At 26.2% G+C, this 18,170-nt stretch carries 15 protein-coding genes; all 15 read left to right on the top strand.

Annotated elements, in window-relative coordinates:
- Positions 1-331 precede the first annotated feature (331 nt).
- The 15 genes from hflX (at position 332) to J2Z25_RS12980 (ending at position 18,042) form a co-directional block, all read left to right on the top strand.
- Positions 332-2,128 (top strand): GTPase HflX, encoded by a 1,797-nt coding sequence (gene hflX / locus J2Z25_RS13050; RefSeq protein WP_209740925.1) that lies wholly within the window; start codon positions 332-334, stop codon positions 2,126-2,128.
- Between the two features lie 37 nt (positions 2,129-2,165).
- Positions 2,166-2,777: a hypothetical protein gene (locus J2Z25_RS13045; RefSeq protein ID WP_209740924.1), complete on the top strand. Its 612-nt coding sequence runs from the start codon at positions 2,166-2,168 to the stop codon at positions 2,775-2,777.
- A gap of 68 nt (positions 2,778-2,845) precedes the next feature.
- Entirely contained in the window at positions 2,846-3,745 is a 900-nt protein-coding gene (locus J2Z25_RS13040) for a nucleotidyltransferase domain-containing protein (protein ID WP_209740923.1), read from the top strand.
- Between the two features lie 17 nt (positions 3,746-3,762).
- The gene (gene pdxR / locus J2Z25_RS13035; protein WP_209740922.1) at positions 3,763-5,163 is read left to right on the top strand and encodes a MocR-like pyridoxine biosynthesis transcription factor PdxR; all 1,401 of its coding nucleotides are present in this window, start codon (positions 3,763-3,765) and stop codon (positions 5,161-5,163) included.
- Positions 5,163-5,810: a YigZ family protein gene (locus J2Z25_RS13030; protein WP_008679469.1), complete on the top strand. Its 648-nt coding sequence runs from the start codon at positions 5,163-5,165 to the stop codon at positions 5,808-5,810. The genes pdxR and J2Z25_RS13030 overlap by 1 nt, the downstream gene beginning before the upstream one ends.
- Positions 5,811-6,031: 221 nt before the next feature.
- A complete protein-coding gene (locus tag J2Z25_RS13025; protein WP_008679466.1) occupies positions 6,032-6,769 on the top strand; it encodes a YebC/PmpR family DNA-binding transcriptional regulator in 738 nt (245 codons plus the stop codon).
- 350 nt (positions 6,770-7,119) lie between these two features.
- A complete protein-coding gene (locus J2Z25_RS13020) occupies positions 7,120-8,412 on the top strand; it encodes a TrkH family potassium uptake protein (protein ID WP_209740921.1) in 1,293 nt (430 codons plus the stop codon).
- Positions 8,413-8,424: 12 nt separating this feature from the next.
- Complete coding sequence (locus J2Z25_RS13015) at positions 8,425-9,099, top strand: potassium channel family protein (protein ID WP_008679463.1); 675 nt, start codon at positions 8,425-8,427, stop codon at positions 9,097-9,099.
- Positions 9,100-9,611: 512 nt separating this feature from the next.
- A complete protein-coding gene (locus J2Z25_RS13010) occupies positions 9,612-10,646 on the top strand; it encodes a galactose ABC transporter substrate-binding protein (protein ID WP_209740920.1) in 1,035 nt (344 codons plus the stop codon).
- A gap of 569 nt (positions 10,647-11,215) precedes the next feature.
- The gene (locus tag J2Z25_RS13005) at positions 11,216-12,250 is read left to right on the top strand and encodes a galactose ABC transporter substrate-binding protein (RefSeq protein WP_209740919.1); all 1,035 of its coding nucleotides are present in this window, start codon (positions 11,216-11,218) and stop codon (positions 12,248-12,250) included.
- 232 nt (positions 12,251-12,482) lie between these two features.
- Complete coding sequence (locus J2Z25_RS13000) at positions 12,483-13,523, top strand: galactose ABC transporter substrate-binding protein (RefSeq protein WP_008679459.1); 1,041 nt, start codon at positions 12,483-12,485, stop codon at positions 13,521-13,523.
- A 66-nt stretch (positions 13,524-13,589) separates the two neighbouring features.
- On the top strand, positions 13,590-13,727 hold the full coding sequence (gene scfA, locus J2Z25_RS12995; protein ID WP_016208429.1) for a six-cysteine ranthipeptide SCIFF: 138 nt from the start codon (positions 13,590-13,592) through the stop codon (positions 13,725-13,727).
- A 72-nt stretch (positions 13,728-13,799) separates the two neighbouring features.
- On the top strand, positions 13,800-15,155 hold the full coding sequence (gene scfB / locus J2Z25_RS12990; RefSeq protein ID WP_209740918.1) for a thioether cross-link-forming SCIFF peptide maturase: 1,356 nt from the start codon (positions 13,800-13,802) through the stop codon (positions 15,153-15,155).
- 90 nt (positions 15,156-15,245) lie between these two features.
- Complete coding sequence (locus tag J2Z25_RS12985) at positions 15,246-16,463, top strand: M16 family metallopeptidase (protein ID WP_209740917.1); 1,218 nt, start codon at positions 15,246-15,248, stop codon at positions 16,461-16,463.
- Between the two features lie 166 nt (positions 16,464-16,629).
- On the top strand, positions 16,630-18,042 hold the full coding sequence (locus tag J2Z25_RS12980) for an aminotransferase class I/II-fold pyridoxal phosphate-dependent enzyme (protein ID WP_209740916.1): 1,413 nt from the start codon (positions 16,630-16,632) through the stop codon (positions 18,040-18,042).
- Positions 18,043-18,170 lie beyond the last annotated feature (128 nt).

The following is an 18,170-nucleotide window of genomic DNA, read 5'->3' as shown; positions in this document are numbered from 1 at the left end:
AAAATATTTATAATAGTTATACTTAATCAATTTATAATTAGCTTTTGCAATATTAATTATATTATTATTTTTATATTACATATTATTTCAAATTCTTGCAACTCATTTTTGAAGACTTTTTCACCATACTTTAAGTTTTTATAAAGTATAATATGAATTTATATGTTATTATTTATTATATGTAATTAATTCAATATAATTTATATAATATAAATGGTATTTTGATTCGATAAACATAGATATTATATTGATTTGGCTATATTTACAATATCTAATTAATAGTATAGAATTATATGAAAGTTGTTAATAGTATATAAGTGAGGTGGTATTAATGATATTTGGAAATATAGATGGTATTAAAAAAACTTATTTAGATGAGCTTGAAAGGCTTTATAAAGTAAAGGTTTTAAAGGATGAGGCATGTAGTGTAGAAATAATAGAGGTAATCTCAAGGCTGACTTCTATTTTGGATAGGGAAATAAGCGTTGCAGTAGATAGAAGAGGTAAGGTTGTTTCTGTTGCTATTGGAGATTCAACTTCAGTTGAAGTATCTATGATAGACATAAGAGAAAAAAGGTTGTCAGGTGTTAGAGTTATACATACACATCCTAATGGCTTTTCTAATTTATCTGCTCTTGATATATCAGCATTATTAAAATTAAAGCTTGATGCAATTATGGCAATAGGAGTACATGAAGGTAATGTTACAGATTGCTCTTTAGGAATGATAACAATTTCAGATGATTTATTAGACTATGAAGAAAAATTAAATTTTACAATTGAAGAAGTACTTTCAATTCATATATTAGATAAAATTCAACATATAGAAAGTATGATTAAAGAAAAAGATATTATTGAAGATGAAGGGGAAAAAGCTATTTTAGTTGGATCTGATACTAAAGAAAGTTTGGAGGAGCTTAAGGAGCTTACAAAAGCTTGTGATATACCAGTACTAGATTCAGTATATCAAAGTAGAAGTAAAATTGATCCAGCTTTTTATATAGGAAAAGGAAAGGTTTTAGAAATAGCTAGTTTAAGACAAAGTAAGCATGCAAATCTTATAATTTTTGATGATGAACTATCAGGTTCCCAAGTTAGAAATTTAGAAGCTGCTACAGGTGCTAAAGTAATAGATAGAACAACTTTAATTTTAGAAATATTTGCAAGGAGAGCAAGAAGTAAAGAATCAAAAATTCAAGTTGAATTAGCACAACTTAAATATAGAATGAGTAGGCTTCAAGGCTTAGGAACAGTACTTTCAAGAACAGGCGGTGGAATAGGAACAAGAGGTCCAGGAGAAAAGAAGCTTGAAACTGATAGAAGACATATAAAGGAAACTATATATGATTTAAATGATGAACTTAAAAAGATAAAGAAAACAAGGGAAGTCCAAAGAGAAAAAAGGACAAAAGAAAGTATTCCTAGAGTATCATTAGTAGGATATACAAATGCAGGCAAATCAACTCTTAGAAATAAGCTTTGTGATGTTGCAGCTCAAAAAGAGATACAAGGAAAAGAAAAAGTTTTTGAAGCAGATATGCTATTTGCAACTTTAGATATAACTACAAGATCCATAATACTAAAAAATAAAGGCATAGTTACTATAACAGACACAGTAGGATTTGTAAGAAAATTGCCTCATGATTTAGTTGAAGCATTCAAATCAACTTTAGAAGAAGTAATATATTCAGATCTTTTATGTCATGTTGTAGATACTTCTTCAGATTCTGCACTTGATCAAATAAAAGCTGTAGAAGAAGTCTTAGAAGAGCTTGGGGCAAAAGGTAAAGAAACTATATTAGTTCTAAATAAAATAGATAGAGCTACAGAGGAACAAGTAGAAGAAGTAAAAAAGGCATGTTCAGAATATAAAATAATTGAAATATCAGCTAAAGAAGGTATAAATTTAGATAATCTTCTTGACTTAATAGAAGAAAAATTACCTTATAAAATGAAAAAATGTGAATATTTAATTCCTTATGATAGGAGTGATATGAATTCATATCTTCATAGAAATGGAAGAGTTTTAGAAGAAGATTATCGAGATAATGGAACATTTATGGTTGTTGAAGTAGATGACGAAGCTTATAACAAATCAAGTGATTTTATAATAAACATACTTACTTAAGAATATACTGTAACAAACAAGTTATGGAGATGATTAAGTGCAAAATATGATATATGAGGTAGCAATAGATTCATCAAATGACGAAGAAGATATAACTATTGAAGATGATCAAGCAGCAATAATTGGTAATAATACGCAGTTGAATAATACATCAGGATTAAATGATACATCAGATGCATTAAATCATTCATCTTGCAACTCTGTGGATGATGCAGTAGCTAAAGTAACAACTTTATCTGCTGCAGTAAACAGTATGCAAACAAATATAGGTTCAATAATTATAGGTGGTGAAGAAGAAAAATACTTTTATGATAGAAAGGTTAAACCACTATTAGATGAACTATATTTTCTTTCTTTATCAGCACAAGGTATATCTATAGCAGCACAAAATTTACAATCTAATGCATATGCAAAAAAGAGGCAGATTAAACTTCCAGTTGATTTAACGCATGAAATAGTAAAAGAAGCTTATTGTGTTTTAGATACTTTAAAGAAAAGAAATGCTATATATAGGCGCGCTGTTGAAAATGATATTGAAAGATGTGGAGATTTACCAAACGATTATAAATCATGTTTTGACTGTTTAAATGAAGATGATAAATATTCTGAGAATGATAGTAAAAAAGATGATGACTGCGATGAAGATTAGACTTTATTGCAGTTTTTTTATATAATAAATTGTAGTAATACAATAGTAAATAATAAGGGGGCGTATTAATGGTGAAATCAATTATAGATTATCAAAAATCATATAAGGAAATTACAGAAATTCTTATGAAAAATACTGACGTAATAGCCATTTTTGTATTTGGAAGTATGGTTACTGGTGATTTATGGGAAGAATCAAATATAGATTTATTTGTAATATATAAAGATGAATTTGAACAGGTAAGAGATTTATACTCAGAGATTATGGATATACCAATACATATAAAATTTTTAGGTAAGGACGCTTTCAAAAAGAATTTTCTTGAAGCAGGAAAGCGAGATATAATAAAAAATTGCCTTATATCCTCTAAGTTAATATATTCAATTGATCAGGAAATAACAGAACTTTATCAAAGGCTTATATATGTAATGGATTTAGATAAAGGACGATGGAATTTAGTTTATTTAGGAAACACATTGAAAGAAATAGGAATTTGTAAAAAGTATCTAAGTACAGGAAGTAGGTATACTGCTTCTGAGCTTTTAATTAGAGCACTAAGTAGTTTTTCTAATCTTTATTTAAGTATTAACGGCTATACTGTAAGCAAGGATTCATTAACGATGGCGTGTAATTTGAATGATGAACTTAATGAAATGGTTAGAGAGCTTTTTTATTCTGATATTAATGATGAAAATATAAAAAGTGTTTTAAATTACATTGAAAATTACTTAGAATATAATATTGAAATGTCCGCAAAAGATATATTAGATTATATAAAAGAAACGGATAAGCCTTTAAGTGCTTTTGAAATTAAGAATAATTCATATTTTAAAAATTTTAATATTAAATTTGAAGAAATATTAAAACTATTATATAAGAATAATATTTTGACAAGAAGTGAAAGAAAATTTAGAGATTCGAAGGGAAGCTTACTTGCTGTTGAAAATGTATATAGTTATAAAAAATAAGTTGCTTTGGGGGAAGTATGAAAGAATTTTTTAAGATATCTTTTGAAGAGGAAATTCCTAAATATGTACAAATAGCAAATCGTATAAGAAAATTAATAGATAATAAAGATATAAGTGATGGAGAAAAATTACCTACTATAAGGGAATTAGCAGATATCTTAGAAGTAAATAATGTTACTATAGTAAATGCATATAAAAAACTAAAATCAGATGGATATGCTTTTCAAAAAGTTGGTTCTGGAACATATGCTAAAAGAAAAGAACTAACATCATTATTTAATAGAGAATATTCTAAGATATTTAAAAATATGTTACCAGAGGAACTGGAAAAGATTATAGATTTTACGGGAGAAACAAATACAGAAGTTTATTTCCCAATAAATGAATTTAAATCTGTAATAAATAAGGTTCTAGATAGGGATGGAGCAAATGCTTTAATAATAAAAGAACCTCTTGGATATGAAAAACTAAGAGAAACCATAAATAAATCTTTTTGGAACAATAAATTAGATTTAGATAATATATTAATAGTTTCAGGAGCACAACAGGGGATTGATATAGCATCAAAAGCTATCGTAAATATAAATGATAATGTTATAGTAGAAAAGCCAACTTATGGGGGAGCATTATCGGTATTCAAATGGAGAAGAGCTAATATATTTGAAATAGAAATTAAAGAAGATGGCGTAGATTTAGATGAATTTGAAGAAATTTTAAAGAAGAATAAAATCAGTTGTTTTTACACTATGAGTTATTTTCAAAATCCTACTGGTATAAGTTATAGCCGTGAAAAAAAACTAAAGTTATTAGATCTTTCAAAAAAATATGATTTCTATATTATAGAAGATGATTATTTATCTGAACTTATATATGATAATAATATAATTCATGAACCATTGAAAAAACTTGATAAGTATGAAAGAGTTATTTATATAAAAAGTTTTTCAAAGATATTTTTACCAGGAATAAGACTTGGGTATATGGTAACACCAGCTTCATTTAATGAAATTATACAAAGTTCTAAAATAAATACTGATATTACTACTTCAAGTCTTATGCAAAGGGCTTTGGAACTTTATATAAGTGAAGGATTTTGGAAAGAGCATATTGCTTACCAATGTAGGGAATATAAGAAAAAATATAAATTAATAAAAAGTTTAATTGAAGATGAGCTTTTAGATAAAGTAACATATATAGATCCTAAAGGAGGACTTTATTTTTATATAAAATTAAAAGATAAAAGTATAACATCTAAGGAGCTATTCTATAAGTTAAAAAGAAAAAATGTATTTATTACTCCAGGAGTAATATTTTATAGAGATTCCAAAAATGGAGATTACTTTTTTAGAATTGGTTTCTCACAAGTAAGTAAAGATAAGATAATAAAAGGTATAGGTTTAATTAAGGAGGAACTTTAATGAGTTACATTACTATAAGAGATTTTGGAGAAGATAGTTTTGTAGAGAAAAAATCAGAATTTATTGGTTATGCGAAAAGATGTGAAAGTGAAGAAGAAGCAAAGGCATTTGTATCAGAAATTAAAAATAAACATAAACAAGCCACTCATAATTGTTTTGCATATGTTATTGGAGAAAATATGGGGATTCAAAGATATAGCGATGATGGTGAACCACAAGGAACAGCAGGAATACCAATACTTGAAGTAATGAAAAAAAGTAATGTAACAGACTGTGCAATAGTAGTAACCAGATATTACGGTGGAATATTATTAGGTACAGGAGGGCTTACTAGAGCATATACAAAGGGAGCATCTATAGCTTTAAAGGCTGGTGGAATAGTTGAAAAAGTAAATGGAGTAAGACTATTATTTCATATGGATTATGATATGTTAGGTAAAATTCAATATAAATGCAATGAAAATAACTGGTATATAGAAGATACAGAGTATACAGATAAAGTGGTTGTTCATATATTAGCAGAAATAGAAAAAGCTAGTGATATTGAAAAAGAGATAATTGAAATATCAAATGGGAAAATAAAAGTGGATAAGCAAGATGAAGGAATATATTTTAAAGAAGAAAATAGGCTTTATAAGTTGATTTAAAATTATAAAATTTGTAATTTACTTATGAATATATTAACTATTAAGATATTATTAGTTTTATTGTATAGACTATTAATTGAATTATATTTAAAAAATATAATTATAATAATGTAGCATATTACTAATTTAAGAATATATAAGAAAGTTTGTCATAATAATATAATTGTGTTATAATTCCAATATATTTATAAAATTTTTGATTAATGTTGGGAGGAATAAAAATGTCAGGACATTCAAAATGGCATAATATACAAAATAAAAAAGGAAAAGCGGATGCTAAAAGAGGGAAAATCTTTACAAAGTTAGGTAAAGAAATTGTTATTGCAGTTAAAAATGGTGGCCCTGTACCCGACACTAATCCAAAATTAAGAGATGTAATAGCAAAAGCAAAGGCAGCAAATATGCCTAATGATACTATAACAAGATCAATAAAGAAAGCTTCAGGAGAACTTGCTGGAGTTGATTATGAAAAAATAGTTTATGAAGGTTATGGTCCATCAGGAGTTGCTGTAATAGTTGAAACTTTAACAGACAACAAAAATAGATCAGCAGGAAATGTAAGAAGTGCTTTCACTAAAGGTGGTGGAAACATGGGAGCAACAGGTTGTGTAGGTTTCATGTTCCAAGAAAAAGGTGAAATTGTTATTGAAAGAGAAGATAAAGATGAAGATGAAATTATGATGCTTGCTTTAGATGCTGGTGCAGAAGATTTCGCAGCTGAAGAGGAAGTGTTTGTTATAACAACTACACCAGAAGATTTTGGTACTGTCAGAGAAGCATTAGAATCAAATGGATTAGAATTCTTAGAAGCAGCAGTTAAGATGGTTCCAGATACATATACTGAAATCAACGAAGATGATGCTAAGAAGTTCCAAAAGATGTTAGACTTACTTGAAGATGATGATGATGTTCAAGAGATCTACCACAATGCTGAATTCCCTGAAGGATGGGATGAATAAATTTAATAAAAACTCCGTATCAATTTAAAATTGATACGGAGTTTTTTTATTAAAATATTTATTTGTTTAATTAAAGTAAGAATTTGCAACGATTTAAGAAGATAAAGGAAATTAGAGTGGGTTATTTTAATCTATTGCAATTTTTATAGGAATATGAATAAGAATAATAAAATTGACAGTACATAGGAGTCTATATATAATTAATCATAAAAATCATGGTAAATTTTGTGGGGAAAAAGTAAGATTTTAATATATTCAGATCATGAAGAAGATAGGAATTTATTTCAATTCTAAAATTATTAATATAAGGAAATAATAATAAAAAGACGTCACAAAGGGGTGAGCTTTATATGAAATTAATGAAGAAATTAAAGCCTGGTAGAATTATAGTTTTAGGATTTTTATCAGTTATTATTATAGGAGCAATTTTATTAAAATTACCAATATCTATAAATGGTGGCGCTAAAGTTTCTTTTGTAGATGCGTTATTTACTTCTACCAGTGCAGTTTGTGTAACTGGATTAATAGCTATAGATACAGCTGATACATTTACTGTTTTTGGACGAACTGTGGTAGCTTTATTGATTCAAATAGGTGGATTAGGAGTGACAGCAGTAGGTGTGGGTTTTATTTTACTTATGGGGAAAAGAGTAGGAATTAAGGAAAGAACACTTATCAAGGAGTCTATGAATTTAGAATCTATGAAGGGACTAGTAAGATTAGTTAAATCAGTGCTATTAATGACATTAACATTCGAGACAATAGGTGTAATATTAAGTTATTTAGTTTTTTCAAAGGACTATAAGCCATTAGATGCATTAGGAATAAGTATGTTTCATTCCATTGCAGCATTTAATAATTCAGGATTTGATATACTTGGAGGACTTCAAAATTTAATACCATACCAAAATAATATTTTATTAAATTTGACTACATGCGGATTAATAATATTTGGAGGATTAGGGTTTTTAGTAATTAAAGAAATTTTAATGAAAAGATCCTTTAAAAAGTTTAGTTTACATACAAAAGTAGTAATTACAATGACTTCTATATTATTAGTAATTGGAACAATATTATTAAAGTTTACTGAAGAGATTTCTTGGCTTGGAGCATTCTTTTTTAGTACCTCTGCGAGAACAGCAGGATTTAGTACCTATTCATTAAGCAATTTTACAAATGCAGGATTATTTGTATTAGTTATTTTAATGTTTATTGGAGCATCTCCTGGGTCAACAGGTGGTGGTATAAAGACTACTACTATATTTACATTATATAAAAGTATTTATAGTACAGCTACAAATAAACATTGTATTGCTTTTAAAAGGAAGATACCTACTAGTGCAGTATTTAAAGCTTTTAATATAACTATATTAGCATTGTTCGTTGTTTGCCTAGGAACCTTTATATTAAGTGTGTTAGAGCCTAATTATACCTTTATGCAACTATTGTTTGAAGTAACTAGTGCTTTTGGAACAGTAGGGTTATCAACAGGAATAACACCAAACCTTACTGATTTAAGTAAAATTATAATTTCAATAATCATGTTTATAGGAAGACTTGGACCAATGACTATTGCTACAATTTGGTATTTTAAAGAAACGGCAAATGCTTATTATTCAGAAGAAACAGTTATAATAGGATAGGAGAGGTAGATAATGTTTAATCATAGACCTGAAATTGAGTTTGGAATAATTGGAATAGGAAGATTTGGTTTTGCTTTGGCAAAGACTTTAATAGAAGCAGGTAAGGAAGTAATAGTATTAGACAATAATGAAAATAAGATAAAGCAAATTAGATCTCTTACAGAAAATGCTTTTGTAGTTAATAATTTAGATAAGGAAACCTTAGAAGAAACAGGAATTCAGAATTGTGAAACTGTATTTGTATGTATAGGAGAGAAGATCGATGTAAGTATTTTAACTACATTAAATGTAATAAATATGGGAGTAAAGAGAGTTATTTCCAAAGCAATAACATATGAACAAGGGTGTGTATTAAAAAAAATAGGTGCTGAAATTGTATATCCTGAAAATGATATGGCAATTAGAATTGCAAATAGATTATTAAATGAAGAAGCATTAGAATTTATTGAGTTAAATAATGATATTCATATAGAGGAGTTAAGGGTTACTTCAAAAATAGATGGAAAATCAATATTAAAATCTAAAATAAGAAATGATTTTAATTTAAATATTATTGCATTGGAAAGAGATGAAGAAACTATAATAGAAGTAGACCCAAATTATATTTTAAGGGAAAATGATTTAATAGTAGTTATAGGTAAAAAGAGTAATATAAGAAAATTAGAAGAGCATTTAAATAATAAATAAAAATATAAACTTATGAAAAAAGGTCTTTTATAGGCCTTTTTTTGTAAAGTATAAAAACAATTAAATCTAACTATCAAAATATTAAGTTGATTTATAAAAAATAACAGTGAGTTAAAATAAAAAAATAGTGATTTGCCATAATCACTATTTACAATAAACCTGTATAATATCTATTTCACTCCACTTAAAAGTGACTTAAGATTAAATTTATATTAGCAATATATTATGAATGATTCAAGTTATAGTTTAGACTATGTCTTAAATTATATAGAAGATTAGAACTCTAAATTTTATTAAGTTTTATTTAATGAGTTTGCTAAATGAAATATTTTCAATTTATATTAATAATTTAATAGCGTATTAAAAATATATTTATGATTAATACTAATTTAAAGATTAAACTATATAGAAGATGATTATATAAATTTTATTTTCCAAAATATAAGTAGAAATAAATATAAAATTATATAAAGTTAATTTATTAATGAACTAAAGATGATGTGGAGGAGAATATGAAAAAAATAAGTTTATTTAGTTTTATAATAAGTATAATTATGAATACCTTAAGTTTAGATATAAATGCTGAGATAATTAATATAAATCCTATAAAAGCAGGAGTATTACTATATAAAGAAGATGATTATTATATTTCAGAATTGAGAAATCATTTATTAAAAATAGAAAATGAAAATAAAGAAATGATAGATTTTATATTTTATGATGCAGATGCAAATCAAGAATTGCAAAATAGGCAAATAGATGAACTTATAAAGACGAAAGTAGATTTAATATTATTAAATATTGTGGATATACATGAAGCAGATTTAATAATAAATAAAATTAAAGAAAATAATATACCCTTAATACTTTTTAATAGAGAGCCGCTATCTTTAAATGAAATTAAATCTTATAATAAATCCTTATATGTAGGGACAGAATCTTGTGATGCAGGGAAGATAAAAAGTGAAATGATAATAAACGAGATAAAAAATGGAAATATAAAAGATAAAAATGGAAATGACAGTTTAGATTATGTATTATTAGAAGGAGAAAAAGATAATATAGAAGCGCAGTTAAGAAGTGAATGTGTTATAAGATCCTTAAATGAAAATAAAATTAAAACTAATGAAATAGCTAATGAAGTTTGTAATTGGTCAAAAGAGTGTGCAAAAAAAGAGGTTGAATCTTTATTCTCAAAATATGGGGATAATATAGAAGTAATAATTTCAAATAATGATGAAATGGCCATAGGAGCTATTTTAGCACTGCAAGAAAAAGGATATAATATAGGAGATCCTAATAAGTTTATATCTGTAGTAGGTGTAGATGGAACAACTGAAGCTAGAAAAATGATAGAAAATGGATTTATGACAGGTACAGTTCTACATGATGCAGAAGCAAAGGCAAAAGCTCTTTATAGAATTGGATTAAATTTAGCAGAAGGAAAAGAACCATTGCAAGATACAGAATATAAATTCGATGAAACAGGGGTAGGAGTAAGAATACCATATAATGGTTATATAATAAGAAATTCATCAAATATATAAAATTGATATTTTATATAACTATAAGGATTGTAAATATGTTATTAAATTAAAGAGAAGTAGTAAATAAAAAATAAAGGTCTATAAAGACCTTTATTTTTTATTTAATTTATTTATTTTTAAAGTATATCTATATAAGTTTACGTTAACTTTAAAATAAACCAAAGAAAAAGCTAATTTATATAGCTATACTTTTTATTGAATATAAAAAATAAAAATGAGTTTAAATAAAAAAGAGTGATTTGCCATAATCACTCTCCACAATAAACTTGTGTAACATCTATTTCACTCCACTTGGAAGTTACTTAAGACTAAATTTATAATATCAGTATGTTACTAATATTACAAGTTGTAATTTATTCTTTATATTTAAGTATATGGAAAATAAGAGTTGTAAATCATATTTTAAATTGGTATTAAAAATGCCTTTATGATTAATACTAATTCTAGGAATTATAACTTGTAAGAATAAATATAAATATTAAATTTTCAAATTACAAAAATATATAGGAATAAAAATAAATTCAGATATAAAAACTTTATTAATAATTGCAGAAAAGGTGGAGGATAATATGAAAAAAGTAAGTTTATTTAGTATTATAGTAATTATAATATTAAATATATTTAGTGCTGATATAAATGCTAATACAACGAACATTAAGCCTATAAGAGCAGGAGTACTACTATATAATGAAGATGATTATTATATTTCTGAAGTAAGAGATTACTTGTTAAAAATAGAAAACGAAAATAAAGAAAGAATAGATTTTATATTTTATGATGCCGATAGAAATCAAGAATTGCAAAACAAGCAAATAGATGAACTCATAAATATGAAAGTAGATTTAATATTATTAAATATTGTGGATATACATCAAGCAGATTCAATAATAAACAAAATTAAAGCACATAATATTCCTGTAATATTTTTTAATAGAGAACCTTCATCATTAAAGGGAGTTAAATCTTATGGAAAGTCTTTATATATAGGAACTGAAGCATGTGAGTCAGGTGAAATTCAAGGTGAAATGATAATTAATGAGATGAAAAGTGGAAATATAAAGGATAGGAATGGAAACGGTATATTAGATTATGTATTATTACAAGGCGATAAAGATAATATAGAAGCGCAGTTAAGAAGTGAATGTGTTATAAAATCAATAAATAAAAATGGAATTAGGACTAATGAAATAGCATCTGAATATTGTAATTGGCAACAGGAATGTGCTAAAAATAAAATTGAGTCTTTATTTTCAAATTATGGAGATAATATTGAAGTAATAATTTCAAATAACGATGAAATGGCAATAGGAGCTATATTGGCACTTCAAGAAAGAGGATATAACATAGGAGATCCAAATAAGTTCATATCTGTAGTAGGAGTTGATGGAACAACTGAGGCTAGAAAAATGATAGAAAATGGATTTATGACAGGTACAGTTATACAAGATGCTGAAGGAATGGCTAAAGCACTTTATAGAATAGGCTTAAATTTAGCTCAAGGGAACCCACCATTGCAAGATACAGAGTATAAATTTGACGTAACAGGCGTAGGTGTTAGGATTCCGTATAATGGTTACATAGTAAGAAATTCACCTAATTTATAATTTGAGTTTTATATTTAAATAAGAATTACAAATAGATTGTTAAGGAAAAAACTGTTAGAATTTATAGTTTAGGAAGAAATTAAAAAATTATAGTAGAATTATATATAGTTATTTTTATGATTAATAATACTTCTTAAATTATAGAGTATGCAAATAATATTTGAAATTATAAAGTGATAAAAAAATTATATAGATAACTGTATTAGTAAATAAAGGAGATGTGAAGAATAATATGAAAAAAGTTAGTTTATTTAGTATTGTAGTGATTATAATTATAAACATATTTAGGTTAGATATAAGTGCTAATACAATTAATACAACACCATTAAGAGCTGGAGTACTTTTATATAATGAAGATATTTATTATATTTCTGAAATAAAAAAACAATTAGAAAAACTTGAAAGTGAAAATAAAGATGAAATAGATTTTATATTCTATAATGCTGAAGGAAATCAAGAATTACAGAATAAGCAAATTGATGAACTTATAAAAATGAAAGTAGATGTAATACTATTAAATATTGTAGATGTACATGAATCAGATTCTGTAATAAATAAAATCAAGGAAAATAATATTCCTGTAATATTTTTTAATAGAGAGCCATTATCATTGAATGGAATTAAATCTTATAATAAATCTTTGTATGTAGGAACACAAGCTTGTGATGCAGGTAAGATTAAAAGTGAAATGATAATTAATGAGATAAAAAATGAAAATATAAAGGATAAGAATGGAAATGGTAGTTTAGATTATATATTATTAGAAGGAGAAAAAGATAATGTAGAAGCTCAATTAAGAAGTGAATGTGTTATAAGATTTTTAAATGAAAGTGGAATTAAAACTAATGAAATAGCTTCTGAAGTGTGTAACTGGGAAAAAGAATGTGCTAAACAAAAGATTGAGTCTTTATTTGATAAATATAGCGATAATATTGAAGTAATAATTTCAAATAATGATGATATGGCAATAGGTGCTGTCTTGGCACTTCAAGAAAAAGGGTATAATTTAGGTGATCCAAATAAGTTTATATCAGTAGTAGGTATAGGTGGAACAGAGGAAGTTAGGGAAATGATTAAAAAAGGCTTTATGACAGGTACAGTTTTGCAAGATGCTGAAGAAAAAGCAAAAGTTCTTTATAGAATAGCGCTAAATTTAGCACAAGGTAAGGAAGCATTACAAGATACAGATTATGAATTTGATGTAACAGGAGTAGGAGTTAGAATACCATATAACGGTTACATAATAAGAAATTCACCAAATTTAGAAATTTAATCTTTTATAAGTGAATTTTTTATGTTATAATCTTTGGGTATTTTGGAAGAATGGGGGAGTATAATCATGAAACATATCAAGACAATCAATAAGACTAATATCAAAAACAGCTTAGTAAAACCAGGTTGTAAAGAATGTGCTAACTCATGTCAATCAGCTTGCAAAACTTCATGTACAGTTGCAAACTTAGAGTGTGAAAACTAATTAACAAGAAGCGGCAACAATTAAGTTGCTGCTTACTTTTTATGTTAAGCAAAGCTTTTGGAGGGATAGAAAATGTCTTTAATACACAAATTTAAACAAGGTGATAATTATTTTGTATTAGATGTAAATACAGGAGCTGTTCATATAGTAGACGAGCTAGTATATGATTTAGTACATGATGATGGAATGAAGGATAAGGAAGAAACATTAAAGCTTTTATGTGATAAATATGATAAAGAAACTATTATAGAAGCCTATGATGAAATAATGGAACTTGTAAAAGATGGACTATTATATTCAGAAGATAAGTATGAAGATATAGCTCATGGATCAATGGATGATAGAGATTATATAAAGGCAGTTTGCCTAAATATAATTCATGGATGTAATTTAAGATGTAAATATTGCTTTGCAGATGAAGGAGAATATAATGGACATAAGGGTATCATGTCATTAGAAACTGCTAAAAAGGCAATAGATTATGTTGTAAAAAGAAGTGGTCCAAGAAGAAACATAGAAATAGATTTATTTGGTGGAGAACCAACTATGATCATGGATACTGTAAAAGAAATAATAAAGTATGCGAGAGAAAATGAAAAAGAGTGGAAGAAAAATATAAGATTTACAATGACAACAAATGCTACTCTTTTAAATGATGATATGATGGATTTCATGGATAAGGAAATGGGAAATATCATACTTTCATTAGATGGTAGAAAATGTGTTAATGATAATGTTAGAATAAAAGTTGATGGAAGTGGATCTTATGATGACATACTTCCAAATATAAAGAAGATGATAAAAAAGAGAACACCTGGAAAGATGTATTATGTTAGAGGAACATTTACAAGAGCAAATACTGATTTCTTTGAAGATGTAATGGCTATGGTAAATGAAGGCTTTGATGAAGTTTCTATAGAGCCAGTGGTTTTAGAAAAAGGACATCCTCTTGCATTAAGAGAAGAAGATTTACCAGAAATAATGAAAAATTATGATAAATTATATGAAGATATGGCAAGAAGAAAAAGAGAACAAAATGGAGAGTATAACTTCTATCATTTTAATGTTGATTTAAATGGTGGACCATGTGTTTATAAAAGAATTTCAGGTTGTGGAGCAGGATTTGAATATGTTGCAATAACTCCACAGGGAGATGTTTATCCATGCCATCAATTTGTAGGAAAAGAAGAATTTAAACTTGGAAGTATATATGATGATACATACAATAAAGACCTTGGAAGAGAATTTAAAAAAGCTCATATATACAACAAGCCTAAATGTAGAGATTGCTGGGCAAGATTCTATTGTAGTGGAGGATGTCAAGCAAATAACTTTAGCTTCAATGGCGATATGAAAATACCTTATGAAGTTGGTTGTAAAATGCAAAAGAAGAGAATTGAATGTGCAATTGCTTTAAAGGCAGAATAATTTTAAATATAAAAGTTGGTATTTGCTTATGTTCAAATACCAACTTTTTATATTACAATGATAATAAAAAAATAAGTTTTGGAGGATAAGATGGAATTTATATTAAAAAATAAGATGAAGCTTATATATACAAAAACTACATCTAATTTAACATCAATGTCTATATCAATAGATGCAGGCGCATGTAGAGAAAAAGACTTATTAGGACTTGCTCATGCAACAGAGCATATGGTTTATAAAGGCACAAGAAAGAGAAATGAGGAAAAAATAAATAAAAACTTAAGTAAAATTTTTGGATTTCAAAATGCCATGACAAACTTTCCATATGTTATTTACTATGGAACTATGTTAAATGAAGATTTTGAAGAAGGTGTAGAACTTTTTTCAGATATAATTTTAAATCCTATATTTCCAACTGAGGGATTTGAAGAAGAAATGAATGTAATAAAGGAAGAGTTAAGAGAGTGGGATGAGGAATTAGAGCAATATTGTGAAGATAAACTATTTTTAAATAGCTTTAGAGAAAGAAGAATAAAGTATCCAATTATAGGTACAAATAAAGATTTACAAAAAATAAAATTAGAAGATATAAAACAATTTTATAAAGATAATTACTTACCAGATAAGACTTCTATAGCAGTGGTTTCTTCTTTAGAATTTGAAGAAGTTAAAAATATAGTTGAAAGCTATTTTGAGAATTGGAGTACTGAGTATAATGGAAATAATAAAGAAAAAATAATTTATGATAAGACTAACTTTGGAGTTTATAAAGAAATTAAAGAGGGAATTAATACATGTAAAGTTCAAGTTATATTTCCAATAGATGATTTAAGCTATAACGAAATAAAAGCATTAAGAATATTTAATGAGTATTTTGGAGAAGGAGTTAATTCATTATTATTCGATACATTAAGAACAAAAAATGGACTTGTATATGATATTTTAACTAAGATTTCTTATGAAAAGTACATAAAGCTTTATAAAATAACTTATAGTACTTCAAAAGAAAATTTAGATAAATCTTTAGAATTAATAAATGAATGTATAGATAAAATTGAAAGGTTTGAAGTAAATATAAGTGATGATGATATATTTGATTTTAAAAAGTCTATGAAACTAAAGAGATGGTTTAGAGAAGAACAAAATATAATTTTAGTAAAAGAATTATCAACGTATAGTACAATGTTTGGAGATTATAAAATATATTCAGAAGAATTTAATAATCTTGATGCTATAGATAAAAATTATATTTTGGATGTAGCTAAAAAAGTGTTAGAAAATAAATCTATACAAGTAATAAGCAATTAAGATAATTGAATCTATAATTATTTTAATTTATTAGTTTGTAAGTGAATATATGTGGATTGCTCTTGACTTGATACGAAGGAAAAGAATAACAAAGCTATATTTACTTTTTATAAATATAATACAATTTTTTATTCATAATTTAAGTATAAATAAAAGGGAGATATTAATGAGTAAAGCACCTTTATTAGAAGAATTATTAAAATATCATAAAGAAGAAAATTTGATTTTATCAATGCCAGGAAATAAAAGTGGGAAAGCGTTTTTAAGAGATTCATTAGGAAAAAAGTTTAAAGAAACTCTAGGGGATTTGGATATTACAGAAGTGGACCCTTTAGACAATTTACATTGCCCAGAAGGGGTAATAAAGGAAGCGGAGGAGCTTCTAGCAAAAACTTATAATGTAAAAAAAGCATACTTTCTTGTAAATGGAAGCTCTTCAGGGAATTTAGCTTCAATATTTGCTGCTTTTAAAGAGGGGGACGAGGTATTAGTAGAAAGAAACTGCCATAAGTCAATTTATAATGGACTTATTTTAAGAAAACTTAAGGTAGTTTATATAGATGCTGTAATAGATGAAAATATAGGAATATTTTTGCCGCCTAGAGAAAAAGAAATAAATGAAGCTTTAAGTAAAGCATTTAATCCAAAAGGAATAATAATTACAAGTCCGAATTATTTTGGAATATCTTACGATATAGAAAATAAAATAAAAGAATTAAAAGAAAAAGGACTAAAAGTAATAATTGATAGTGCTCATGGTGCTCATTTTGTAGTAAATAAGGATTTACCAAAGTCACTAGCTAATCTTGGGGATTATGTAGTATTAAGTGCTCATAAAACACTACCTAGTTTAACACAAGGAGCATATTTATTAGTAAATAATAATGAAGAAAATATTGATTTTTATGTAAAGACTTTTATGACTACATCACCATCATATTTAATAATGGCTTCATTAGATTATGCTAGATATTATCTAGATAATTACGGAAAAGATGACTATGGTAACTTAAAAGAAAGAGCAGAAAAGTGGAAAGAAAAAATAAACTTATTAGGTAAAGTGAGTGTAATAAGTGATGAGAATTTATTTAATAAATATACAATAGATAAAAGTAGATATTTAATTACTTTAAATGAAGGATATAGTGGTCATAAACTTTTAGACTATCTTAGAGTTAATAAGATACAAGCTGAAATGAGTTTTTCACGAGGAATAGTTCTGATTTTTTCTCCTTCAAATACAGAAGAGGATTTTGAAAAATTATATTTAGCTATTAAGAATTTAAATATAAATGTGTTGAAAACTAATGAAAAAAATGCAGTGTTTTCAAAAATATCACCTGTTAAAGTATTAGAGCCTTATGAGGTTTTTAATTTAAATAGTACTAGCTTAGATATAAATAATGCTTTGGGGAAAATAGCTAAAGAGTCGATAATTCCATATCCACCAGGAATTCCTTTAGTTTGCGCAGGTGAAAAAATTACTAAAGAAGCTATTGATATAATTAAAGAATATATTGAAAATAGATTAAAAGTAATTGGAGTACAAGACAATATTATTAAAGTAATTGAAGAGTAAGGCATATAATATTAAAAAAATATTACTATTAAGAAAGTGCTTTAATATAAAATGTAGAATGCAAAATTTCCAGTGTATTTAAGGATGAAATACTGAAGCCTATATTATTTTGAAATTATTTTCAATAG

The sequence above is a fragment of the Clostridium tertium genome (genome assembly GCF_017873245.1).
GTDB classification, from domain to species: Bacteria; Bacillota; Clostridia; order Clostridiales; family Clostridiaceae; genus Clostridium; species Clostridium tertium.
The sequence above is the reverse complement of the archived record's forward strand: the minus strand, read 5'-3'. Positions and strand labels throughout refer to the sequence as shown.